Below are 23,650 nucleotides of genomic sequence, written 5' to 3' on the forward strand. Positions count from 1 at the left end.
AGAGAACCACCGTGCTTCACTCCTTCACCCCGGTCGCCTCCGTCCCGGTGGACCTGGCCAACGCCCGTGTCCACGAGGAGGGTTGGCAGTCCTGGAGCCCCAGCGGCGGCTACGCCCTCGGCGACCGGCCGTACCGCCCGACGAACGACAACTGGGCGACGGTCTGCTACCGGCCCGGCGTCACCGTCCCCGAAGGAGCCTTCCAGGGAGAGGGGTTGCTGGCCCTGGACCCCGGTGACGGCTCCCCGGTCCGCCTCTGGGCGGCCCCGGACCCGGTCCGCGAGGTCCCGTCCATCAGGCTCGTCCTGGCCGGGACCGTCGCGGAGGTGAGCGCCGACGGCCCGGTGAAGGAGTGGACGGGCACGGATGTCCAGTCGCTGCTGGGGGAGTGGGCGGAGACGCTCGGAGTGACGCCCCCGCGCCCGGCACCCACCGTCTGGTGCTCCTGGTACGAGTACTTCACCCAGGTCACCGAGGACGACATCCACGAGAACCTGCGCGCGATGGACACCCTCGACCTGCCCATCGACGTCGTCCAGATCGACGACGGCTACCAGAAGGCCCTCGGCGACTGGCTCACCCTCTCCGGCCGCTTCCGCTCCCGCCGGCACATCGCCGACGCGATCCGCGCCCGGGGCCGCCGGGCCGGCATCTGGACGGCACCCTTCCTGGTCGACCCGGCGAGCGACCTGGCCACCGAGCACCCCGACTGGCTGGTCCGGGACACCGAGGGCGGCTTCACCCACGCCGGCCGCAACTGGGGCCACGACCTGCGCGTCCTGGACACCACCCACCCCGAGGCCGCCGCATACCTGACGGACGTCTTCCGCACCCTCCGTACCGAGGGCTACGACTACTTCAAGGTCGACTTCCTCTACGCGGGCGCCCTGGACGGCGTACGCCACGCGCCGGTCGACGCGCTGGAGGCGTACCGCTCCGGCATCGCGCTGATCCGCGAGGCGATCGGGACGGACGCCTACCTGCTGGGCTGCGGTGCCCCGCTCCTGCCCTCCATCAGCCTCTTCGACGCCATGCGGGTCAGCCCCGACACGGCCCCGCACCGCCGCCCCGAGGCCGGCGACTACAGCCAACCCGGGCAGGATCCGGCCGAGTTCACCGGCGTCGGACGCCAGTGGCAGCACGGCCGCCTCTGGGTCAACGACCCCGACTGTCTGATGGCCCGCCCGGCCGTGGAGACCCGCGAGCGCTGGGCGGCGCACGTCGAGGCGACCGGCGGTCTGATGGCCTCCAGCGACCGGCTGCTGTCCCTGGACCCGTGGGGTGTGGCCACAACGCGCCGACTGCTGGGCGGAGATGACCGGTGAACCCCCGATTACTTCCGCCGCCGGCCGCGGTCGTAGAGGGTGACACGGACACAACGAAAGGACGTGAGTCACATGACCGAGCCGGTGAAGGGCCCCGCCAGCTACTTCCCCTCCATCGAGAAGAAGTACGGCCGCCCGGTCGAGGAGTGGCTGGAGCTGATCCGCAGCTCCCCGCTGACCCGGCACATGCAACTCGTCACCTGGCTCAAAACGGAACACGGCCTGGGCCACGGCCACGCAAACGCCCTGGTCGCGCACACACTCGCCGAGGGGAAGTAACGGGGGACCGACCGTGCCGCCCAAGGCCCGGAGCGTGGTGACACCGGGCCTACTGTGCGCTCGGGCCGCCTGGCCAACAGGGTCACCGGGCCCCGGTGGCAGGATCCAGCGGCATGGGAACTGAACAGCAGGACGACCGTCCCGTGGCCCTGGTCACCGGGTCCACCTCGGGCATCGGTGAGGCCGTCGCCCGGCGGCTGGCCGGGGACGGGGCGCGGGTCGTCGTGCACTCGCGCCGCAGCACCGACGCCGGCGAGGCGCTGGCGGCCGAGCTCGGCGGGACGTACGTACGGGCGGACCTGGAGGTGGAGGAGGAGACCCGGGCCCTGGTCGGCGCGGTCCTCGACCGGTACGGCCGCCTCGACGTCCTGGTGAACAACGCGGGCATCAGCTGGCCCATCCCGCACGCCGACCTGGCCGCCGCGACCCCGGCGGACTGGCGCCGGCTGCTGGAGGTCAACCTGATCGCGCCCTGGGTGCTGTGCACGGAGGCGCTCCCGGCGCTCCGCGAGTCACCCGGCGGCGGCTGTGTGGTGAACGTCACCAGCCATGCCGGGGTGCGCCCCAAGGGCTCCTCCGTCCCGTACGCGGCGAGCAAGGCCGCCCTGAACCATGTGACGCGCCTGCTCGCCGCCGCGCTCGGCCCCGACGTCCGGGTCAACGCCGTGGCGCCCGGCCTGGTGGACACCCCGATGACGAAGGACTGGACGCAGGCCCACGAACTCTGGCGCGACCGCGCCCCGATGCACCGCCCCGCCCAACCCGCCGACGTGGCCGACCTGGTGGCCGCGCTGATCGCCCACCGCTATCTCACCGGCGAGGTGATCGTGCTGGACGGTGGCCTGAATCTGACGTGAGCGACCGCGCACGCGCCTCGGGGCCGAACCAGATTCCTGGCTCGGCCCTCTGAACTGTGGGGGGTCTTTGAACTTACGATGATCGGCGTCCCAACGCCCGCCCAACGTGCCCTCAACGCCCGCCCGGCATCCGCCCAGTGACCACCTTGCACCCATATGTCTGAGAATCGGCCAGCCAATTGATACCTGGAGAGTCGCGGGACCTCTCGCGAATACGACGAAGATCGGCATCCGCCGCGTGGCGTCGGCCACAGGTCCTCCTGTGGGCCGCGGCCGGTGCGGTCACCCTCGGCTTCCTTGTCGCGCTGGAGATCACCGCCCGCCACTACGGCCTGCCGGGCCCGCTCACGACTCAGGTCAAAGAGGTGATATTCCCGCCTAAGTCAGGCTTCCTGCTCTACGGCAGCATGGCCCTGATGATGGTGGTGCTCACCCGGCGCGAGCGATTCATCGCGCTCGGCGTCGCACTCGGCATCGACGCGGTCCTGCTGTTGCTGCGCTGGGCGACCGGCACCGGACTGCACGGCGGCCACCCGTTCGGGAACGGGGCACTGTGGGTCATCCTGGGCTGCGCGGTCATCGCCGTCACCCGCCGCACCGGCCACGAACGCGTCCTGCTGCTCAAGGGCGTGGGCCTGGCCCTGCTCCTGGTGGCCGGCCGCAAGACCGGCGACACCTGGCTGCTCATCACCGCCAAGGCCCGCCCGACGGTCCTCGACCCGTATCTGGCGGTCGCCGACCACGCGCTGGGCGACCCGTCCTGGCTGGCCGGCCGCATGCTCAAGGCCACGGGCCCCGTCGGCGCCCACTTCCTCGACCTCGTCTACGGCCAGCTCGCCGTGGCCGCGGTCGTCGTCTCCCTCTACGGGCTGCGCAACGTGGCGGCCGAACGCCGCTTCCCCCGCCACCACCTGGTGCGCACCTTCCTGGTCATAGGCCTGCTCGGACCCGGCATCTACATGATCTTCCCGGTGGTCGGCCCGGTCTTCGCCTACGGCACGGGCGTCGAACACTGGCAGCCGGACGGCCTGTGGACCCACACGCCGGCCACCGCCCAGTGGATGGTGGGCGACTTCTGGCCGCACACCCCACCCCCGCTCACCGACCCGCAGCCCATCCCGTTCGACGAGCTCACCCCGCGCAACTGCATGCCGAGCCTGCACACCGCGTGGGCCACCGCGATCTTCATCCACTCCCGCAAGGGCCCCGCGCTCCTGCGCCACGGGGGCACGTTCTGGCTGCTCGCCACGCTCACGGCGACCCTCGGCTTCGGCTGGCACTACGGCACCGACCTCGTCGCCGGCGTGGTCTTCACCCTCACCATCGAGGCGGGCCTGCGCGCCCAGGCCCGCGGCTGGGACCGCACGGCGACCCACCTGGTCGGCTACGGCACGGCGGTTTTCACGGCGCTCCTGCTGTCGTACCGCTACCTCTCGATGGAGATGGCCCTCCACGCGTGGCTGTACGGGCCCCTGGTGCTCCTGGCGATGGGGTCGGTGATCTACGCCTACGTCCGCATCACACGGTCGTGGGAGCGGGAGGTCACCCCGGTACCGGAGAGGGAGCCGCAACCGGAACCGGTATGACACGGGGCGCCCCGACGCCGGAGGGTCCTGTCGTGGTGGGCCCGCCCGCGTCGTGGTGCGCCCCTCGTACCCTGTCCCCGTGCCGTCCTCCCGTCTGCATCGCGTCGCCGTCCTTGTGCTCGTGGGCGCGAAGCCGCTCGACGTCGGCATTCCCGCGCAGGTGTTCACGACCCGCGCGAGCATGCCGTACGAGGTGCGCGTGTGCGGGGCGGCCCCCGGCCTGGTGACCGGCGCCGACGGCCTGTCGTACCACGTCGCCCACGGCCTCGACGCGCTCGCGTGGGCGGACATCGTCTTCATCCCCGGCTACCGGTTCCCCGACCGCGAGGACCCGCCGCCCGCCGTCGTCGACGCGCTGATCGCCGCGCACACCCGGGGCACCCGGCTCGCCGCCATCTCGACGGGCGCCTTCGCCCTCGCCGCCACGGGCCTGCTCGACGGCCGCCGCGCCACGACGCACTGGCACTACACCCGGGCGCTCGCGGCGAAGCACCCGCTCGTCCAGGTCGACGAGAACGTCCTGTTCGTCGACGAGGGCAGCGTGCTCACGTCGGCGGGTGCCGCCTCCGGAATCGACCTGTGCCTGCACATCCTGCGCGGCGACCTCGGCGTGGCCGCCTCCAACCACGCTGCCCGGCGCCTGGTCGCGGCCCCCTACCGCAGCGGCGGACAGGCGCAGTACGTGCCGCGCAGCGTGCCCGAGCCGCTCGGCGAGCGGTTCGCCCGCACCCGGGAGTGGGCGCTGCACCGGCTGGGAGAGCCCCTCACCCTCGACATGATGGCGAGGGAGGCCGGGGTGTCGGCGCGTACGTTCTCGCGACGCTTCGTCGAGGAGACCGGCTACACGCCGATGCAGTGGGTGATGCGCGCCCGCATCGACGTGGCCCGTGAACTGCTGGAGCGTTCGGAGCGGAGCGTGGAGCAGATCGCCGCCGACGTCGGTCTGGGCACCGGCGCGAATCTGCGGCTGCACTTCCAGCGCATCCTCGGCACGACCCCGAGCGACTACCGGCGCACGTTCACCCGGGGCGAGTAGCGAACCCCGCGGGCCGCTGCCGCCTGGCGCGATCCTTTTGAACCATGGCGTTGTCGCCACTGTCCGGCCCGGACACCGCGCGCGACGCTGGAGTCGAACCCGCACCGCACGGACATCAAGGGGCATTCATGACTCGCATCGCGATCAACGGATTCGGCCGCATCGGACGCAACGTGCTGCGCGCACTCCTGGAACGCGACAGCGACCTCGAAGTCGTCGCCGTCAACGACCTCACGGAGCCCGCCACCCTCGCCCGGCTCCTGGCGTACGACTCGACGGCCGGCCGCCTGGGCCGCCCGGTGACCGCCGACGGGGACACGCTCGTGGTCGACGGCCGCCGTATCAAGGTGCTGGCCGAGCGCGAGCCCGCACAGCTCCCCTGGGCCGAACTCGGCGTCGACATCGTCCTGGAGGCCACCGGCCGCTTCACCTCGGCGAAGGCGGCCCGCGCCCACCTCGACGCGGGCGCGAAGAAGGTGCTCGTCAGCGCCCCGTCGGACGGCGCCGACGTCACCCTGGCGTACGGCGTCAACTCGGACGCCTACGACCCGGAGATCCACACGATCGTCTCCAACGCCTCCTGCACGACCAACGCGCTCGCGCCGCTGGCCGCGGTCCTCGACGAGCTCGCCGGCATCGAGCACGGCTTCATGACGACGGTGCACGCCTACACCCAGGAGCAGAACCTCCAGGACGGCCCGCACCGCGACGCCCGCCGCGCCCGCGCCGCCGGCGTCAACATCGTGCCGACCACGACGGGCGCCGCCAAGGCGATCGGCCTGGTGCTGCCGAACCTCGACGGCAAGCTGTCCGGCGACTCCATCCGGGTCCCGATCCCGGTGGGCTCGATCGTCGAACTCAACACGACCGTCGCCCGCGACGTGACCCGCGACGACGTCCTGGCCGCCTACCGCACCGCCGCCGAGGGCCCGCTGGCCGGCGTCCTCGAGTACTCGGAGGACGCGCTGGTCTCCTCCGACATCGTGGGCAACCCCGCCTCCTCGATCTTCGACTCCGCCCTCACGCGCGTGGAAGGCCGCCACATCAAGGTCGTCGCCTGGTACGACAACGAGTGGGGCTTCTCGAACCGAGTGATCGACACCCTCCAACTCCTGGCCACCCGCTGACCCACACCCCCAACACGACGAAGGGCCCCACCTTGCGGTGGGGCCCTTCGACATCGTGCCCGGTGAGGCACTGGCGGAGGATACGAGATTCGAACTCGTGAGGGGTTGCCCCCAACACGCTTTCCAACTGTGGTGGTGGGCTGCGGGGGTGTGTTCGGGGACGTTCACCTGCGGTCATGTTGGTCCGCCATCCGCCACGGGGGGGTGGCCACGGTCTGGCCTGAACAGCCGTGAACGAGACTGAATGAGACGGAAACTGAGACGGAAGGCCGATCGGCTGACGCACCTTGCAACCTCCGCAACGTGATCTTCTCGGAGGTGCTTCACCGGAAGAAAACACTGTTTTTCCAACACGGGCTGGTTGCGGGTACCACGATGTACGCACCACCGTGAGAGGGCAACTATGACCACCACCCTTGCCAAAGGCGGCAACGCTGTCTTGTCCGGAGCGGTCTGCCGCGTCACCCTCACTTCTCGCACTACGGGCATCGACGTGTCTGCTGTCTTGCTTGCGCAGGACGGAAAGGCGCGGAGTGATGACGATCTGGTCTTCTACAACCATTCGTCGCAGGATGGGGTCGTGCTGAACGGCCAGACGATCGTTGCGGATCTGACCGCAGTTCCTGCGACAGTCGACCGGGTTGCGATCGTCGCCAGCATCGACCCGGAACTGTCAGTCCTCCACTTTGACGAGAGCAATACCCCTCATGCCGCCATCGAGTGTGGAAGCGCACCGATCACGTTCGCGCCGCCGCCGCTGACACACCGAGAGACAGTAGCTGTACTCGTTGAGCTCTACAGACGAGCAGGCGGTTGGAAGGTAAGGGCAGTAGGCCAAGGATGGGACACGGGGCTGGCGGGACTGGCAACAGATGTTGGCATTGTGGTAGATGACCCCGGGCTGTCCGCGGCGCAACCTCCAACTGCTGCGACAGCCACGCACACTCAGCCCAGTCATGCTGCCCCACCACGCCCCATCTACGCACCGACCATCTCATCGCCAGTTCCACCGATCCCGCTGACGTCGCCCAATCGCCCTCTTGTCCCGCTGGGCAAAGTCGCTCTCACCAAGGCTGGTCAGGCGACTATTGACATGCGCAAGGACGACCCCAGCCTTGTCGTGACGGCCACGCTCGAATGGAACGGCGGAAGCGCGGCCCGAAGACGATCCGGCGCAGACCTCGACTTGTACGCGCTCTATGTTCCGGGGAGCCATGTCACCCCGCAGGGCAAGCGCCCGAACAAGTCAGAGCAGGTCATCTACTACCGTCAGCTCGGATCGCCCGTTGCGCCGCCCTACATCGCCCTGGACGGCGATTCCCGGGCGCCAGGCCGCGAGACGATTACCATCCGTCGCCCGGACCTACAGGGCTACGTATTTCTGTGTGCCTACAGCGCGGTGGAAAACGGTACGGGTTCATTCAAGTCCTACGGTGCTCGGGCAGTCGTCACCGACGGGCGGGGATCCACGGTGACGGTGCCCCTGTTCAACAACCGCAACTTGTCTTACTGGGTCGCCATCGCCTTGATCGACTTCACAGTTCCCGGTGGTGCCCAGATCCGGCACGTCGAGAAGTACAGCGGCAACCACGTCGAGGCTCGCCCCACCCTCTACTCGAACGGGAACTTTCGTATGAGCACGGGAAGGGTCGAATTCAAAACGAGATAGTCGTCAGCGCGTCTCAGAATCAGGCAGCAAGAGCCCGCCGGCCCTCAGCCTGCGAAGCTAAGGGCATTTGGCGCCTGGCCCCGGGGCTGACCTGAGGCGGAGCGGTATCGGCGCATGGTGGGCGGTGGGCTGGTTCGTAGGTGTTCTCGGCATGGTCGGGCACGGGTCTGGCACGCCGCAGTTCGGCTCCTCGTCCGAGCTGCGGCGTGCTCCATGCTTCAGGCGTTGACGAAGGAAGGCGGGGTACCGAGCCACATCGTTCCGGAACTCCCATCTGCCTGCGGCCTGGCCAGTTTTGAGCCAGCGTGCGATCAAGGCCCGGAAGCAATGGCCACGCGCTGCTCATCCTCAATGTCGAGGCGCCGCATTAGGAAGCTGGCGAAGACCAGCATCTCTTCGGCCTCATCGCGCGCGTCCTTCTCGTCCGGCCCGTGCATGCGAGGGTTACGCAAGGCGCCCATTGCGCCCTTGAACAGGAACTGCATGCCGTTCTGCTCGCTCTCCAGTGAGCTCCCCGTGGACCGGGTCACTGTGATCTGAGGGGCGGGTTTACCCAGGGCGATACCCATTAGCCTCTCACCGACCTCGTTGATGCCGATGAGCGTCGCGACACGGTGCTCCACCGCCTGGAAGGCGCTCCTGACCGCGTCGTAGTAGAGACCGACGTTGAACCGTACGGCCGCGACATCCGCGATCAGCGGATGCAGCATGCAGGTGACATACATGGCATTCGCCGACTCAGCGTCCGCGATCGAGATGGCGGGTATGGCCTCAGGGACGAGAGCGGAAACGGGATCCTGGCCTTTATGGAAGGGCGTGTTGTCGGCCTCAACCCGCGCAGGTCCCAGCACCTGCTCACGGATGCGCCAGTACTCATCCACTCGCGCCACATCCGCAAACGGGCGGATGTTTCGGTCGTAGCGCAGCGTCCAGTCGAGATCTTCTGGGTTGTGGCTGCCTCCGCGGAAGCAGGGCTCGTGCAGCCCGAGCGCGAAGGCGGCGAAAGTGACCTTCTTATTCAGAGCCGCCACATCGACGGCAGCCGTCACAGGCCCTAGGTCGACAGGCCGCAGATCTGGCAGCGCGCCGGGCTCCTTGGGCTGATAGTGAGGTTCGATCGAAGCCGCAGTCCGCACCATGGCAAGGAGGACCCGGATAGCGGGACCGGTGCCGACGCAGTTCGCAGCGCCAGCGACCGTCAGAGACAACTCCGTCGTGCCCTGCGGAAGTCGCCACAGGTCAGCATCTACGCCCCGGACCAGCGCGGGGGACAGCTGTTGAACGGCCTCTTCGAACTTCAGCCCTGACGCATATAGCCTCCGATCGACATAATCGAAGGTCGGCCAGCGAAGGAAGGCGGAGAAATGCTGCCAGACCACGTCGAGAAGGGCGTGGCCATCCTCACCGGTGGGCCGAGGCATTCCCTCAGGCGCGACAGTCCGAACGATCACCTGCTGTCCCCCAGCGTCCTAGTTTGAGCGGTGCACGCAGGCTACTACGGGACCCTGCCCTGCCAGTTGCGAGTTTCGTACATCTGATCACGAGCACTGTGCACCGCGAGCCGCGCTGCTAGGGAGTAGCGACGTCGGCGCAGGCGGGCATCCGCATCGCGTATCGCACTGATGCTGGCGGGCGAGCCATGACGATCACCACACCGACGACAGTGTCAGTCGGACTCACTTGAATACCTCAACTCTTCCTCTGAGCAACCCCGTACACCGAATCCGGAGCAACAGCGACAGACATAATGTCGCCATGAGCGACGAACAGCCAAAGGAAAGGCCACCCTTCCGTATCTGGGTGCTCGGAACACTCGCAGTAGTCGGCTTCGTGATCCTCTTCTGGCGTGGCCCCTGGTGGTTCGATGGTGCCCACATCCGTGATGCCAATCTCGAACCTGCTGATGGAGTCGTCATCACTGGCTTCCGGACTGGGCTGGTTGCACTGGCAGCAGGCATCATTGCCGGGATGGGCCTCTGGTACACACACAAGAGCCACCGGCACGCCGAAAAGCTCTACGAGCACGGGCAAGAACAGTTCAACCACGCCCGCGAGAAGGATCGCGAGCAAGCCGAGTTGACACGCGAAGGGCAAGTCACCGGACGCTACGTCGAGGCCATCAAGTTGCTGGCATCTCAGAATACAACTGAACGACTCGGCGGTATCTACAGCCTCGAACGGATTATGAACGACTCACCGAAGGACTACGCCACCGTGGTGAAAGTCCTCGCGGCCTTTCTCCGTCAGAAGCCATTGAAGCCGATGCGTCAGGCAATCCCCATTGATAAGCAGGCAGCCTTCACCGTCCTCAGCCGTCGCCCGAAGCACGAAGGGGTGCACCCCGAAAACATCGACCTGCGTGGTGCGTATCTTGTGGGTGCGGTATCCGAGGGAGGCAACTGGGAGAACGCCAACTTCAGCGGCGCCAACCTCACTGAAGCCTTCCTGGTCGATATCTTTGGGCCATACGCAGACTTCAGTGGAGCGATCCTCGACAGGGCCGATTTGCATAACTCGGCCATACCAGGTGCCAGGTTCAATGGCGCATCGCTACGCGCAACCACACTGCCAGGCAGCCTCGAAGGAGTCTGGCTCTGGGACACTGACCTCAGGGAAGTCACTAATTACAGGCCAGAGCTGATACGAAAAGCGTACACCAACGACGGTACACAGGCTCCCGCCAGAGAAGCCAGTCAGTAGAGACTCTGCCGGCTACCCGCTACTTGCAGCCGCCTGCGGCGATGTATTAGAGAAATGGCGTGTGTCGCGGAATCATATCGACTGCCATTTTGTCACTAATCTCCATGGCCGCCTGCCACACCTTTGGCCGACGCTTCCGGAGAGTTTTGATTGATTTCCTGGCGTCGTTGACGCTGGCCAGGTCTTTGCGAGTGAAGCAAAAGAAGGGAGGCAGGAGATCCGCCTGCTGTTCGTCTTCCAGCAGTAGTAGTGTCAAGCCGTTCAAATAGCCTTCAATATAGCTGACGTCCCAGTAATTCCGCTCCTTCTTCTTCTTTTTTCGCATTGTCTCATAGTTGTGCGCCAGTCGATGAACGCGTGCGCCATCAGAGTATTCACCAGTCTTGCGACGAGTCAGAATTCGACTGCAAGCGTCAAGTAGGCCGTCTTGATAGCTCAGACAGTAAATGACCCCAGGAAATTCTTTATGGTTCAACTCCTGCGCGTCTGCATGCGCTCGCGAGACCCTCGCATGCGCCTTCCTGACCCAATCATAGATATCATCGAAAAGGTAGTGGTCGTGATGACTTGTCACTGCCTCCTTGAGCTGATGGAGGAAATGGTCACCACCAGTCTGCAAAACACTAAGGTCAAAGTCCGAGGCGTTGGGGGGCGGGAAAGGGGAAACTGTGTAGGCGCGGGGGCGCATTTTTGACATTCCGGTAGTCAATGTTTTGTAGATTTCAATGAAATCTGAGTCGGACAATGAGTAACCAATAAATATCACAGTTTTCGTAGCAAGTAGATGGCGCAGCGTGCCTCCGATGGCGTTTCCCTTAAGGGATTCTAGAGCTCTTTGATAGTCATCAGAGGTGGCCACGAGTGAGGATAGAGAATCTATTGACCCATGAATCTTGTAGACTTTCCGGTTCGGTAGCGAGTGAAGTGCGTAGTCAGAATCCGCGACGATTGGTATAGCGCCGCAATCTTGCTCGAAGTAACGGTCCCAATTTGTGGTAATGATATCTGAAATATAGGGCATAGTGGCCAATTCGCGATGAAAGCGCGTTGCATCGCTCCGCAACCCTGGGAAGCTGTCTGCATAGTCGAATCGTTGCCAAATTTTCCGTACGAGATCTGGCCTCCCATTCTGGTCCTCATAGCGTTGCATGACGTCGGGAAAGGAGGGCCCCGGATCGATATTCAGTTCCTGTGCTACCTCCGTGTACATATTGACCGGGAAGACGGCTGGAACTTCCGTGCTGATCCCGGCTCCTGCAAAAATTGCAACGTCACCTTTCGCTGCTGCTTCTACCAGGCTCTGCGGCAGCTCTACGGGAGTGTCATGTTCGCAGAGGTAGCATGAGTGCTCCATGTCTCTCGCATCCTTCCAGCTATATACGCAGCGTAAGTCGTCTCGATCGCCTACGCCATGGCACTGGGGGCATGGACGCGCAGTTCCTCTCAGTAGGTAAGAGTGGTGCTTCGCGAGGATCACTACGCCAGTACGTAATGCTAGGTCGGCGGAGCGGCTTTGGGGTGGCGCTGCTTTGGCGCGAGTGATCATGGCCCCGTAAGCTTCCGGCGCGTCGGGCAGTCTGTGGACCTGCCCGGTAAAGCACGACGTTGGGGCCATGATCTTCGAGGCTCGCGCCAAAGTGGCTCCGTAAAGCCGTGGAGCCGACCGCCCCAGCCACGACGTACCCCCTTCTCTGGCATCGGGCGGCTGCATGCTTTGAGCGCGGCACGGGCGCCGGCCGGGCTGGAGCGGGGCGGAGACAGGAGCGCAGGCCCGGCCGGGGGCCGGGCCGCGCGCGGGGAGCGGAGCGAGCCGCCTTGAACCAGTAGAGAAAGTTGTAACTCAGTCGGGCGTGTGGGGCTTGAAGTCGTTTGTGCAGGCTGGGAGTTCGACGCCTTGGCGGTGGGCGAGCGGTAGGAAGAGCACTGGTCGGATCGTCCAGGTGATGCGGGTCTGGGCATGGGGGATCGTGACCGTGCAGGGTTCTGAGCGCAGCAGGGCTTGTCGGGTTGCGATGCGTCCCTGGGAGAGCCAGGCCCACGCCACGTCGGAAGCGTCGGAGTCCAGAGCTGGAGAGATCGTGCGGAGCGTTACCGCAACCCATCTGTCTGCCTGGGAAGCCGAGTAGGCGTCGAGGGATGCCCGGAGCGTCGGCCGTTCTTCCTCGGTGAGGCCCTGGGTCCAGCACTCGCACCAGTAGCCGTGGCGGGGTCCGTTCATCAGCACGGGTGGCCTTCCCTGCGTACGTCGGTGAAGAGCTCCGCGGTGACCGTGTGGCCGCCGTCGCTGTCGTGGACCACGACCCGGTGGGCGATCGCGGTGACCATGCCCAGGCCCCGGCCGTGCTCGGCCTCCTGGTCCTGGTGCTCGACCTTCGGGACCGCGCCAGCGCCTCCGCCATCCGTGACCGACAGGGCGATCACCTGTGCCGACACCGCCAGTGCCAGATGGAAGCTGCCGGAGTCCCGGCCGCTGGCCGTGTGCAGGATTGCGTTCGCGCTCAGCTCGCTCACGATCAGCTCGGCGTCCTCGACCAGCGGCGATCCGCGCAGGATGTCGCGGGTCCAGCGGCGAGCCCGGCTCACCTCTTCTGGAAAACCTGGGCAAGTGAGCCCCCAGACCCGGGCTGCACTCGTATACTCGTGCATACAAGTTCCTTCGTGCTGATAGGCCGCCATGTGCAGCGGGTTCGGGCTAGACGAGTTTCACGCCGTCGTGGGCGCGGATGGCCGGCGGGGACGTCGCGTCGAGTGCGTCCAGGACGCGGATGGCGTACGCCTCGTCGGAGAGATCGGAGACTTCTTCGCGGGTGGCCCAGCGCAGGGCGCGGGTTTCGTCGCCGGTGGTGGGCGTGCCGTCGGCGGCTTCGCAGCGGAAGACCAGCGAGACGATCAGGCCCGTCATGTTCTTGTAGACGCCGGTCAGGGTCGCGGGAAGTGCGATCTTGATGCCGGTTTCTTCGAGGACTTCGCGTTGGAGGGCCTCGGGGATGGTCTCCTCGCGTTCGAGGACGCCGCCCGGGGGTTCCCACTTGCCGTTGTCGCGGCGCTGGATCAGAAGGGCCCGGCCCTGGGCGTCGACGACCACTCCGGCAACGCTCACGGAGTGCGGTCGGTCAGTGCTCACGTTCCTCGGCCCTCTCGGCTGGCTAGGCTCTCCACCGTAGCAACAAGACTCGCCCACTCGTCTAGATACCTAAAGGAGTACGCGTGAGCCCTCTTTCTTCCGGCCTTCTCGGCGATCTCGACCCCACGAGCGATCGTGCGGTCTTCCGGCAGATCGCCGACCAGCTGCGTGAGGCCATCGACCGTGGGCGATTCCGCGAGGGCGACAAGCTGCCCTCGGAGGCTGACCTCGTCGATCACTACGGGGTATCCCGTATGACGGTCCGAAACTCCTTCTCCATCCTTCAGGGGGAAGGGCTCGTGCACGCCGAGCACGGCAAGGGCGTCTTCGTCCGGCCCCGGCCGCCCGTACGGCGTCTCGCCTCCGACCGGTTCGCGCGGCGGCATCGCGAGCAAGGCAAGTCCGCCTTCATCGTCGAGGCCGACGCCGCCGGCAGTCACCCCCAGGTCGACAGCCTTGAGGTGAAGGAAGAGAAGGCCAGCCAGGACATCTCCACCCGGCTCGGGTCCGTACGGCGTGTGCTCGCCCGGCGGCGCCGGTATCTCCTCGACGGACGGCCGGTCGAGTTCGCCACCTCCTACCTGCCCCTCGACATCGCCCGCGGCACTCAGATCGCCGAACCCAACCCCGGGCCCGGCGGCATCTACGCCCGCCTCGAAGAACTTGGCCACCGCCTCGACCACTTCGAGGAGGAGATCCGCGCCCGTATGCCCTCGCCGGCCGAGGTGAAGACGCTCCGGCTGGCCTCCGGTGTGCCTGTCATCCACCTGGTCCGCACGGCCTTCGACACCGAGGGGCGAGCCGTGGAGGTCTGCGACACCGTGATGGCGGCTGACGCATACGTGCTGTCGTACCAGCTTCCGGCGACCTGATCGTCATGGTTTGCGATGGTGCGCGAGGTCGGTTCTCGGACTCGTACACCCCAACAGGCATACTCGTATAGACGAGTGGGCAAGTTGAGTGGCAGAGTGGTCCGCGTGATCCCGAAGATCGGGTTCGCAGGGCGCATCATGTATAGACGAGTAGATAGGGGAACTCCCTTGCGCACCATCCGTGTTGAGGCCTCCGCCGCGACGATCCTGTTGACCGAGGCTCCGGAGCCGAAGGTTCGCGACCGTCAGACCGGCGAGCGGGCCATGGACACCGTCAGCGGTGAGCCGCTGATGACGATCGGCGTCGTCTACATCGAGGAGGGCGAGTCGTCGCTGATCAAGGTCACCGTTCCTGAGAGCGGTATCTCGGAGGGACTGGCGCTCGGGGCGCCGGTCTCGCTGCCGGGGCTGATCGCCCGGCCCTGGGAGAGCGTGTTCAACGGGCAGCAGCGCCACGGCATTGCCTTCCGCGCTGCCGCTGTCACCCCGGCCGCATTCCCGGCTGCTGCCAGCGGGGCCGCTGCCTGATGTCCGACCTGACGACACTCCTGGAGGTGGGTGGTCCTGTCGCCGCACTCGGCGGTGGGGCCGCCTACGCCCGGGCCAAGCACCCCGGGGTCTACTGGTCGACCGTCGGCCTGCCGATATCCACGGCCCGGCTGCTCAGCTCGTACAGCTCGGTCATGGAAGCGTGCGGTCTGACCGTCGCACCGTCCCGGCTGCGCATGCTGGCAGTCAAGGCCACCACCCGGCGCGAGATACGGCCCGTACCGCCGCGTCGCGGCATCATCCGTCCTACGTCGACCGGCCTCCGGCTGCGGCTCCGGCTCGCCCCGGGGCAGGAACCCGCCGACGTCGCCGCCTCCGCCGAACGACTGCGGCACGCCTGGGGCGTTCACGCCGTCTACGTCACCACCGTCAAGCCCGGTGTCGTCGAACTGCGGCTCGTCGGCTTCGACGTCCTGCGACAGGTTCGGATGCCTCGCAAGGTCGACTCCGGGTACCTGCGCATCCCGGTCGCGCTTCGCGAGGACGCCACCGCCTTCGTACGCGACTACCGCACCATGCCGCACCAACTCACCCTCGGCGCAACCCTGTCCGGCAAGTCCATGTACCTGCGCCACCTCATCACCGGACTCGCCCCGCAACCGGTCGCCCTGGTCGGCATCGACTGCAAGCGGGGCGTGGAGCTGGCGCCATTCGCGTCCCGGCTCTCGGCCCTCGCCACCGACCCGGAGCAGGCTGCCGAACTGCTTCCCGCGCTCGTCAAGGAAATGGAGGACCGCTACGACCTGATCAAGGCCCGGCAGGGCATTGCGCCGGACATCCCCGACGAGGAGATCACCTCCGACCTCTGGGGCCTGCCCGAACACGAACGCCCCACCCCCATCGTGCTGTTCGTCGACGAGGTCGCCGAACTCTTCCTCGTCGCCACCAGGAAGGACGAAGAACGGCGCGACGAGATGGTCACCCAACTCATCCGACTCGCCCAACTCGGCCGCGCCGCCGGCATCTACCTCGAAGTCTGCGGACAGCGCTTCGGCGCCGAACTCGGCAAGGGCGCCACCATGCTCCGCGCCCAGCTGACCGGCCGCGTCTGTCACCGCGTCAATGACGAGGCCTCCGCAAAGATGGCCCTCGGCGACATCGCCCCGGAAGCGGTCATGGCCGCGTGCGCCATCGCGCCCGAACGCCCCGGCCTGGCCGTCGCCGGTGACACCTCGGGCGGCTGGTCCCGCATCCGTACGCCGTACCTCTCCCGCGGCGACGCCGCCGAGACCTGCCGCGACTCCGCGCACCTGGTCCCCGACCTGCCCGCACTCAAGCCCTTCCGGCCCTACGTGCCCGTACGACCGGTCGAATCCCCGGCGCCGAAAGTCCAGCCGCGCCCGATCGCCGACTGACCTTCCTCCGCCTCCCCAACTCCGGTCGGCGTGACCGCCTCACGCCACGTCCCTACCCCTCCCATGCCTGAACCCGGAAGGAGCCGCTCATGCGCGCCCAACTGGCCCGCGTCGACGCGGTGCTCGTCCAGGCGCTGATCGCCGCCGCGCTGTCCTTCGCCCACATCCACGACATCGCCTCGGCGGCCGGACAGGACGGATGGAAAGCGTGGGCCTACCCCATCTCCGTCGACCTGCTGCTCGTCGCCGCCTGGCGCCGACTCCGGTCCGGTGAGGCGAAAGCGTCCGGGTGGTGCTGGTTCGTCATCGCACTCGCCGCATCCCTCGGCGCGAACGTCGCCACTGCTGGACTGCTCAACCTGGACCACGTGCCGGCCTGGCTGCGCATCCTCGTCGCGGGCTGGCCCGCGGTCGCCTTTCTCGGCGGAACACTCCTCGCCCACTCCACCCCGACGACACCGGCCAACGACACCGAGGTCATCGAGGACCAGGAGGACGCGCCCGAACCCACCCCCGAGCCACCCGCCCAACCAGCCATCGAAGCGCCGCCCGAGCGCCCCGCCGTACCCGTCCCGGCCGCCCTGGTCGACCACGCCCGCAAGATCGCCACCGAACACCACACCCGCACCGGCACCCCGATCGACACCCCAACCCTCCGCGCCCGCCTCGGCGTCCCCGCACCCATGGCCGAAGCCATCGCCGCCCAGCTCTGAGAGGAGATCCACATGCCCGCCAACCGCCGCTTCCGCAACGTCACCCGCATCGGCCCCGTCCAGGTCGCCACCTCGTACGACCAACGGGGCCGCGAGAAGCACACCGCCGCCTGCACCGCCCCGCGCTGCGGCTTCTCCTCCGACTACGACAGCCGCGCCGCCGCCGAACTGGCCGCCAACACCCATCGCTGCCCTGTCCGCTGAGAGGACCTCGCACCCGTGACCGTCAGCCTGCCGCTCGTCTTCATCCTCGGCTTCTTCGCCTGGGGAGCGGTCAAGTTCCTCGGCGTCCGTACCTGGGTCGTCGTACTGATCGCCCTCTTCGGCTTCCTGCTCTCCCGCACCTTTATGGCCCCCGCCGTGGAGTCCGGCACGCGCTCCGGCGTGGACATCATCAACGGCTCACACGACTAGACGAGTAGATAAGGAGAACGCCGCCGTGTTCCTGCCCAAGTACCCCGACAACCCGACCCCGCCGCCCGCGCACACCCACGCCCCGGCCGACCCGATGCCCGTACGGCGCTCGCTCCCGTCGGTCTCCATCGATCAGAAGACCGTCGTCGCCCTGGTCGTCGGCGGAGTCGTCCTCACCGCGCTCCTGGCGGCCGTCGCCGTCACGGCCATCTCCGTAGCCGTGGCCGCCGTGGTCCTGCGCTCCCTGCTCCGCGAGCAGCACCGGCGCTGAGCCCCCGCCAGACCTCCGGGGCGGCGTCGCTCGACCAAGCATCACGCCGCCCTGGGGCCTGTTCCTCCCGACCTAGCCAGCCAGAAGGAGAAACGCCATCTTCACCCGCACCACTCCGGCCCCACTCCCGGAACTCGCGAACCTGGCCTCGCAAGGCGCGCTCCCGGGTATCCTCCGCCAGCTCTCCACCCTCGGCGGCTGCACCCACCCCATCCGCCTCGACGGCCACCGCACCGAGTACGACGTCGACACCACGACCGGAGAGATCGGCGCCCTCGTCCACCACCTCGACTCGACCAGCCTCCCGGCCGGCCAACTCCTCGTCCGCTGCAACAACCGCCGTACGACCCGCTGCCCGGCCTGCGCCGAGGTCTACCGCCGCGACACCTTCCACCTGATCACCGCTGGACTGCGTGGCGGCAAGGGCACCCCGGAACACGTCGCCGCTCACCCCCGCGTGTTCGCCACCTTCACCGCCCCCGGCTTCGGCCCGGTCCACAACCGCCGCACCGACGGCCGCCCCTGCCGCTGCGGCGTTCACCACGACCAGGACGACGAAGCACTCGGCACCCCACTCAACCCGGACACCTACGACTACGAAGCAGCCGTTCTTTGGAATGCCCACGCGGGCGCCCTCTGGCGACGCTTCTCGACGTACCTGCGCCGTGAGGTCGCCAAGCGCGCCGGCCTCTCCCAGCGCAGGCTTCGCGACCACGCGCGCGTGTCCTTCGCCAAGGTCGCCGAGTACCAGAAGCGCGGTGCCGTCCACTTCCACGCGGTCATACGCCTCGACGGCCCTGGAGGCGGCGACACCCCGCCCCCGACCTGGGCCACCGCCGAGCTGCTCACCGACGCCGTAGGCGCCGCCGCCTCCAAGACGAGCGTGGACGGCCCGACCATCGACGGCCGCACCCACACCTTCACCTTCGGCCGCCAACTCGACGTCCGCACCATCCGCTCCGCCGACTTCAACGACGGCCAGGAGCTGACCGAGCGAGCCGTCGCCGCGTACATCGCCAAGTACGCGACCAAGGGAGCCGAGACAGCCACGGGAGCTCTCGACCGCCCGCTCAAGTTCGCCGCCGAGCTGGCCCAGCTCGACATCAGCGACCACGCCCGCCGCCTGGTCCGAACCGCCTGGACCCTCGGCGCCCGTAAAGACCTCGAACACCTCCGCCTACGCGCCTGGGCCCACATGCTCGGCTTCCGCGGCCACTTCTCCACCAAGTCCCGCCGCTACTCCACCACCCTCGGCGCCCTCCGCGACGCCCGCGCCGAATGGCGCCGCGCACAAGCCGCCCCGCCCACGCGCGAACCCGAGACGACGTACGTCCTCGCGCACTGGGTCTTCGCCGGAACAGGCCTCTCCGACGCCGAAGCCTGGCTGTCCGCATCCCTCGACCCCGCCCCCGGAACGGAAGGAGAGCCCACCCGTGGCTGAGCCCCGCGTCGTCGCTGTCGTGCCCGAACAGTTCGATCCGTCCTTGGCCCTGCTGACCGTCGAGGAAGCGGCCCGACGGCTCCGGATTGGTCGTACGACCTGCTTCCGGCTCGTCCTCGCCGGAGAGATCGAGTCCGTCATGGTCGGGAGGCTGCGTCGAGTCCCCGCCGATGCCGTGCCCGCTTACGTCGCGAAACTCCGCTACCGACCCGCCGAAGCTGCTTGAGGGGGAAGCCATGGCAGAGAACAAGCGCAGTCGTCAGCCCAACGGGGCCTCCTCCATCTACTTCGGCAAGGACGGCAAGTGGCACGGCCGAGTGACGGTCGGGGTCCGCGATGACGGCAAGCCGGACCGTCGCCACATCGAGCGCAAGACCAAGGCCGAGGTGACCAGGGCCGTCCGTGACATGGAGCGGGCCCGGGACGAGAAGAAGCTCAGGAAGCCGGGCCAGAGCTGGACCGTCCAGGCCTGGCTTGAGCACTGGGTCGAGAACATCGCCAAGCCGTACGTCTCTGAGAACACGTACGACGGCTACGAGGTCGACGTACGTGTGCATCTCGTCCCTGGCCTAGGCGCTCACAAGCTCGACAAGCTGGAGCCCGAGCACCTGGAGCGCTTCTACCGGAAGATGCAGGACGCCGGGAGCTCCGCCGGCACCGCTCACCACGCTCACCGAACGGTCCGGGTGGCCCTCGGTGAGGCCAAGCGGCGTGGGCACGTCGCCACCAACGTGGCCGAGATCGCCAAGGCTCCGCGTCTCGAAGAAGAGGACATCGAGCCGTTCACGATCGAGGAGGTTCAAAGCCTGCTCGTGGAGGCCGCCAAGCTCAGGAACAGCACGCGCTGGGTCGTCGCCCTGGCGCTCGGCCTCCGCCAGGGGGAGGCGCTCGGGCTCCACTGGGAAGACGTCGACCTGGACGCGGGATACGTCCGCATCCGCAAGAACCGTCTCCGCCCCAAGTACGCCCACGGCTGTGGAGACAACCCGTGCGGCCGGAAAGCTGGCTACTGCCCCCAGAAACAGCAGACCCGCCGCGAGCACAAGTCCACCAAGTCCCGCGCCGGGCGTCGCACGATCGGTCTGCCTGACCCGCTGATCAAGCTCCTCCGCCAACATCAGGACGTACAGGAGAAGGAAAGGATGGCGGCCGGTGCCGACTGGGAGGACAAGGGATACGTCTTCGCCTCCCCGACCGGCGGCCCTCTGAGCCCGAACACGGACTTCCACGTCTGGAAGCGACTGCTGCGAGACGCGGGCGTACGAGACGGCCGTCTCCATGACGCTCGCCACACCGCCGCGACCGTCCTCCTGATCCTCGGCGTCCCGGACGTCGTGGTCGACGCGATCATGGGCTGGGAGCCCGGGGGAGCGGCGAGGATGCGCGCCCGGTACATGCACGTCACTGGAACGCTGCTGCGGAAGGTGGCCCAGCAAGTCGGCGACGCTCTCTGGGAGCTCCCGAAGACGAACTGAGACGGAAACTGAGACGGACAACGACGAAGGGCCCCGCTGCAAGCAGCGGGGCCCTTCGACATCGTGCCCGGTGAGGCACTGGCGGAGGATACGAGATTCGAACTCGTGAGGGGTTGCCCCCAACACGCTTTCCAAGCGTGCGCCCTAGGCCTCTAGGCGAATCCTCCGCCGCAAACAATACAAGACGTTGAGGAGTGCTCGCGAACTCGTTCCCACCCCCGGCCATCGGGTACTGTTTGGGCAGCCCCTCACGCGGCGCTATCTGACTGAACTCCCCCAGGGCCGGAAGGCAGCAAGGGTAGGTCGGCTCTGGCGGGTGCGTGGGGGGCGCTTGCGTGGTCGGGGGAGTCTCCGCGGGCCCGGGTTGTCAGTGGGCGCCTATAACCTCGTATGCGTGTCGTCTCTCGCGCTGTACCGCCGCTATCGCCCGGAGTCGTTCGCCGAGGTCATCGGGCAGGAGCATGTCACCGACCCGTTGCAGCAGGCGCTGCGGAACAACCGGGTCAATCACGCGTACCTGTTCAGCGGTCCGCGCGGTTGCGGCAAGACGACGAGCGCGCGCATCCTGGCGCGCTGTCTGAACTGTGAGCAAGGTCCCACGCCCACCCCGTGCGGCGAGTGCCAGTCCTGCCAGGACCTCGCGCGCAACGGCCCCGGCTCCATCGACGTCATCGAGATCGACGCCGCGTCCCACGGAGGCGTGGACGACGCCCGTGAGCTGCGCGAGAAGGCCTTCTTCGGCCCCGCGAGCAGCCGGTACAAGATCTACATCATCGACGAGGCCCACATGGTCACGTCGGCGGGCTTCAACGCCCTGCTGAAGGTCGTCGAGGAGCCCCCGGAGCACCTCAAGTTCATCTTCGCCACGACCGAGCCCGAGAAGGTCATCGGCACCATCCGCTCGCGGACCCACCACTACCCCTTCCGGCTCGTGCCGCCGGGGACGCTGAGGGAGTACCTCGGTGAGGTGTGCGGGAAGGAGAACATCCCCGTCGAGGAGGGTGTGCTGCCCCTGGTCGTCCGCGCGGGGCAGGGCTCCGTGCGTGACTCCATGTCCGTCATGGACCAGCTCCTCGCCGGTGCGCGCGAGGAGGGTGTGACATACGCCATGGCCACCTCCCTCCTCGGCTACACGGACGGCTCGCTCCTGGACTCCGTCGTCGAGGCCTTCGCCACAGGCGACGGCGCCGCCGCCTTCGAGGTCGTGGACCGGATCATCGAGGGCGGCAACGACCCGCGTCGCTTCGTCGCCGACCTCCTGGAGCGCCTGCGCGACCTCGTCATCCTCGCCGCCGTCCCCGACGCCACGGAGACGGGGCTCATCGACGCCCCGGCCGACGTCCTGGAACGCATGCAGGCCCAGGCCGGCACCTTCGGCGCGGCCGAGCTCAGCCGCGCCGCCGACCTCGTCAACGCGGGCCTCACGGAGATGCGCGGCGCCACGTCCCCGCGCCTCCAGCTGGAGCTGATCTGCGCGCGCGTGCTGCTGCCCGCCGCCTACGGCGACGAACGCTCGGTGATGGCCCGCCTGGACCGCCTGGAGCGGGGCGTCAACTTCTCCGCCGGGGGCGCCGGTGCCGCGCCCGCGATGGCTTACGTCCCCGCCCCTGACGCCCACGCACCCATGCCCGCCGCCACCCCGCTCCCACCGGGCGGCGGCGCCGCGGCGGCACGGGCGGCGGTACGGGGCGGAGGCCCGGCCGGGGGAGCGCCGGCCCAGTCGATGCAGCAGGGCCAGCAGGGTCAGGAAGGTGAGCCAAGCCAGCCGGTTCAAGGGATGCCCGTGGCGCCTCAGCCCGCCGCCCCCGCAGCCCCGGCCGCCATGCCTCCGACGGACGCCACCCCACCCCCTCCCGCACCAGCGCCTACCGCTACCCCTGCCCCCACCCCTGCCTCCGGCCCCGCGCCCGGCGCCTGGCCCACGGCCGCGCCCGCGGGCGGCGGCCGACGCCCCGGCGGCTGGCCCACGGCAACCCCGGCGGGCGGCGGTGCCCAGCCCCCGGCCGCACCGAGCACCCCCGCCGCACCCCAGCCCGTCGCCGCCACCCCGGCACCCACCCCGCAGACCGCGCCCCCCGCGGCCGCGGCCGCCTACGCACCCCCGGCCGGTGGCCTCGACCCCCGCATGCTCTGGCCGAACATCCTGGAGGCCGTCAAGAACCGCCGCCGCTTCACCTGGATCCTGCTCAGCCAGAACGCCCAGGTGGCGGGCTTCGACGGCACCACCCTCCAGCTCGGCTTCGTCAACGCCGGTGCCCGCGACAACTTCGTGAGCAGCGGCAGCGAGGAGGTCCTGAAGCAGTCGCTGGCCGAGCAGTTCAGCGTGCAGTGGAAGATCGAGGCGCTCGTCGACGCGTCGGGCGGCTCCGCCCCACCGCAGACGGGGGGCGCGACACAGAACTTCGGCGGTGGCTACGGCGGTGGCGGCGCCCCGGGCGGCCCCAGCGGCTACGGCGCAGCCGCGTCGCCGTCCCCGGCCCCCGCCGCACGCCCCCAGGCGTCCCAGCAGGCCCCGGCATCCCCCGCACCGGCCCGGGCGACCCCCGCTCCGGCGCCCCCGGCCCCGGCGCCGCAGCCCTCCGCCCCGGAGCCGCCCCCGGTCTCCCCTGAGGACGACATCCCGGAGGACGACGACCCCGACCTCAACGAATCGGCCCTGTCCGGCCGTGAACTGATCGTGCGGGAGCTCGGGGCGACGGTGATGGAGGAGTTCACGAACGAGTAGGGCGCGGGCGAGCCGGGAGCGAACGAGTAGGGGCGCGAACGAGTAGGGCGCGGGCGAGCAAGGGCGCGAACGGGTAGGTGCGCGAACGCGTAGCCGGCCGGCATTCCTCCCGCGGTTCCCTCCAGGCAGAGG

The 23,650-nt window shown here is 68.1% G+C and carries 24 protein-coding genes, 1 tRNA gene and 1 other RNA gene; 20 read left to right on the plus strand and 6 right to left on the minus strand.

From position 1 onward, the window contains the following. Nucleotides 1-11: 11 nt before the first annotated feature. The 7 genes from OG866_RS22870 to OG866_RS22900 all read left to right on the plus strand — a co-directional run bounded on the left by OG866_RS22870 (nucleotide 12) and on the right by OG866_RS22900 (nucleotide 7,879). Nucleotides 12-1,325, plus strand: coding sequence for a glycoside hydrolase family 36 protein (locus OG866_RS22870; protein ID WP_329337339.1), 1,314 nt, complete (start codon nucleotides 12-14; stop codon nucleotides 1,323-1,325). A 72-nt stretch (nucleotides 1,326-1,397) separates the two neighbouring features. After that, nucleotides 1,398-1,604: a DUF4287 domain-containing protein gene (locus OG866_RS22875; RefSeq protein ID WP_329337340.1), complete on the plus strand. Its 207-nt coding sequence runs from the start codon at nucleotides 1,398-1,400 to the stop codon at nucleotides 1,602-1,604. Nucleotides 1,605-1,717: 113 nt separating this feature from the next. Then, on the plus strand, nucleotides 1,718-2,461 hold the full coding sequence (locus OG866_RS22880) for an SDR family NAD(P)-dependent oxidoreductase (protein ID WP_329337342.1): 744 nt from the start codon (nucleotides 1,718-1,720) through the stop codon (nucleotides 2,459-2,461). Nucleotides 2,462-2,673: 212 nt separating this feature from the next. Then, a complete protein-coding gene (locus OG866_RS22885) occupies nucleotides 2,674-4,047 on the plus strand; it encodes a phosphatase PAP2 family protein (protein ID WP_443063655.1) in 1,374 nt (457 codons plus the stop codon). A gap of 79 nt (nucleotides 4,048-4,126) precedes the next feature. Continuing rightward, entirely contained in the window at nucleotides 4,127-5,083 is a 957-nt protein-coding gene (locus OG866_RS22890; protein WP_329337344.1) for a GlxA family transcriptional regulator, read from the plus strand. 128 nt (nucleotides 5,084-5,211) lie between these two features. After that, nucleotides 5,212-6,210 (plus strand): type I glyceraldehyde-3-phosphate dehydrogenase, encoded by a 999-nt coding sequence (gap, locus tag OG866_RS22895; protein ID WP_329337346.1) that lies wholly within the window; start codon nucleotides 5,212-5,214, stop codon nucleotides 6,208-6,210. A 403-nt stretch (nucleotides 6,211-6,613) separates the two neighbouring features. Next, the gene (locus OG866_RS22900) at nucleotides 6,614-7,879 is read left to right on the plus strand and encodes a TerD family protein (protein ID WP_329337347.1); all 1,266 of its coding nucleotides are present in this window, start codon (nucleotides 6,614-6,616) and stop codon (nucleotides 7,877-7,879) included. 311 nt (nucleotides 7,880-8,190) lie between these two features. Here OG866_RS22900 and OG866_RS22905 read toward each other — a convergent pair whose 3' ends face one another. Further along, entirely contained in the window at nucleotides 8,191-9,258 is a 1,068-nt protein-coding gene (locus OG866_RS22905; protein WP_329337349.1) for a TIGR02391 family protein, read from the minus strand. Between the two features lie 376 nt (nucleotides 9,259-9,634). Here OG866_RS22905 and OG866_RS22910 point away from each other — a divergent pair, with 376 nt between their 5' ends. After that, the gene (locus OG866_RS22910) at nucleotides 9,635-10,579 is read left to right on the plus strand and encodes a pentapeptide repeat-containing protein (RefSeq protein ID WP_329337351.1); all 945 of its coding nucleotides are present in this window, start codon (nucleotides 9,635-9,637) and stop codon (nucleotides 10,577-10,579) included. A 46-nt stretch (nucleotides 10,580-10,625) separates the two neighbouring features. Here OG866_RS22910 and OG866_RS22915 read toward each other — a convergent pair whose 3' ends face one another. The 4 genes from OG866_RS22915 to OG866_RS22930 all read right to left on the minus strand — a co-directional run bounded on the left by OG866_RS22915 (nucleotide 10,626) and on the right by OG866_RS22930 (nucleotide 13,679). Continuing rightward, nucleotides 10,626-11,933, minus strand: a complete 1,308-nt coding sequence (locus OG866_RS22915; protein WP_329337353.1) for an SIR2 family protein — start codon at nucleotides 11,931-11,933, stop codon at nucleotides 10,626-10,628. A gap of 486 nt (nucleotides 11,934-12,419) precedes the next feature. Next, the gene (locus tag OG866_RS22920; RefSeq protein WP_329344250.1) at nucleotides 12,420-12,797 is read right to left on the minus strand and encodes a hypothetical protein; all 378 of its coding nucleotides are present in this window, start codon (nucleotides 12,795-12,797) and stop codon (nucleotides 12,420-12,422) included. After that, entirely contained in the window at nucleotides 12,797-13,225 is a 429-nt protein-coding gene (locus OG866_RS22925) for an ATP-binding protein (RefSeq protein WP_329337354.1), read from the minus strand. The genes OG866_RS22920 and OG866_RS22925 overlap by 1 nt, the downstream gene beginning before the upstream one ends. Before the next feature lie 46 nt (nucleotides 13,226-13,271). Then, nucleotides 13,272-13,679, minus strand: coding sequence for an NUDIX hydrolase (locus OG866_RS22930; protein ID WP_329344252.1), 408 nt, complete (start codon nucleotides 13,677-13,679; stop codon nucleotides 13,272-13,274). Nucleotides 13,680-13,786: 107 nt separating this feature from the next. Here OG866_RS22930 and OG866_RS22935 point away from each other — a divergent pair, with 107 nt between their 5' ends. The 10 genes from OG866_RS22935 to OG866_RS22980 all read left to right on the plus strand — a co-directional run bounded on the left by OG866_RS22935 (nucleotide 13,787) and on the right by OG866_RS22980 (nucleotide 20,793). Continuing rightward, complete coding sequence (locus OG866_RS22935; RefSeq protein WP_329337355.1) at nucleotides 13,787-14,575, plus strand: GntR family transcriptional regulator; 789 nt, start codon at nucleotides 13,787-13,789, stop codon at nucleotides 14,573-14,575. A 168-nt stretch (nucleotides 14,576-14,743) separates the two neighbouring features. Then, complete coding sequence (locus OG866_RS22940) at nucleotides 14,744-15,103, plus strand: SCO3933 family regulatory protein (RefSeq protein ID WP_329337356.1); 360 nt, start codon at nucleotides 14,744-14,746, stop codon at nucleotides 15,101-15,103. Next, nucleotides 15,103-16,479: an FtsK/SpoIIIE domain-containing protein gene (locus OG866_RS22945; RefSeq protein ID WP_329337357.1), complete on the plus strand. Its 1,377-nt coding sequence runs from the start codon at nucleotides 15,103-15,105 to the stop codon at nucleotides 16,477-16,479. Before OG866_RS22940 ends, OG866_RS22945 begins: the two co-directional genes overlap by 1 nt. An 89-nt stretch (nucleotides 16,480-16,568) precedes the next feature. Then, nucleotides 16,569-17,192 (plus strand): DUF2637 domain-containing protein, encoded by a 624-nt coding sequence (locus OG866_RS22950; RefSeq protein ID WP_329337359.1) that lies wholly within the window; start codon nucleotides 16,569-16,571, stop codon nucleotides 17,190-17,192. Between the two features lie 12 nt (nucleotides 17,193-17,204). After that, nucleotides 17,205-17,396, plus strand: coding sequence for a mobile element transfer protein (locus OG866_RS22955; protein WP_266825088.1), 192 nt, complete (start codon nucleotides 17,205-17,207; stop codon nucleotides 17,394-17,396). Nucleotides 17,397-17,411: 15 nt separating this feature from the next. Beyond that, nucleotides 17,412-17,606 (plus strand): hypothetical protein, encoded by a 195-nt coding sequence (locus OG866_RS22960; protein ID WP_046260712.1) that lies wholly within the window; start codon nucleotides 17,412-17,414, stop codon nucleotides 17,604-17,606. A 25-nt stretch (nucleotides 17,607-17,631) separates the two neighbouring features. Next, entirely contained in the window at nucleotides 17,632-17,877 is a 246-nt protein-coding gene (locus tag OG866_RS22965; protein ID WP_266825092.1) for a SpdD protein, read from the plus strand. Nucleotides 17,878-18,019: 142 nt separating this feature from the next. Further along, nucleotides 18,020-19,318: a replication initiator gene (locus tag OG866_RS22970; RefSeq protein WP_329344254.1), complete on the plus strand. Its 1,299-nt coding sequence runs from the start codon at nucleotides 18,020-18,022 to the stop codon at nucleotides 19,316-19,318. Beyond that, nucleotides 19,311-19,544 (plus strand): excisionase family DNA-binding protein, encoded by a 234-nt coding sequence (locus OG866_RS22975; protein WP_329337364.1) that lies wholly within the window; start codon nucleotides 19,311-19,313, stop codon nucleotides 19,542-19,544. The genes OG866_RS22970 and OG866_RS22975 overlap by 8 nt, the downstream gene beginning before the upstream one ends. A gap of 10 nt (nucleotides 19,545-19,554) precedes the next feature. Continuing rightward, nucleotides 19,555-20,793, plus strand: a complete 1,239-nt coding sequence (locus OG866_RS22980; RefSeq protein ID WP_329337366.1) for a tyrosine-type recombinase/integrase — start codon at nucleotides 19,555-19,557, stop codon at nucleotides 20,791-20,793. A 79-nt stretch (nucleotides 20,794-20,872) separates the two neighbouring features. On the opposite strand, the gene OG866_RS22985 is transcribed toward OG866_RS22980, so the two are convergent. Continuing rightward, a tRNA-Ser gene (locus OG866_RS22985) sits at nucleotides 20,873-20,960 on the minus strand. A gap of 72 nt (nucleotides 20,961-21,032) precedes the next feature. On the opposite strand from OG866_RS22985, the gene ffs reads away from it, so the two are divergent. Beyond that, nucleotides 21,033-21,131, plus strand: an RNA gene (ffs, locus tag OG866_RS22990) — signal recognition particle sRNA small type. 56 nt (nucleotides 21,132-21,187) lie between these two features. Beyond that, nucleotides 21,188-23,518 carry a DNA polymerase III subunit gamma and tau gene (locus tag OG866_RS22995; RefSeq protein ID WP_329337368.1) on the plus strand — a complete coding sequence of 777 codons (2,331 nt, stop codon included), beginning with the start codon at nucleotides 21,188-21,190 and terminating at the stop codon, nucleotides 23,516-23,518. Nucleotides 23,519-23,650 lie beyond the last annotated feature (132 nt).

The organism is Streptomyces sp. NBC_00663 (assembly GCF_036226885.1).
Taxonomy (GTDB): Bacteria; Actinomycetota; Actinomycetes; order Streptomycetales; family Streptomycetaceae; genus Streptomyces.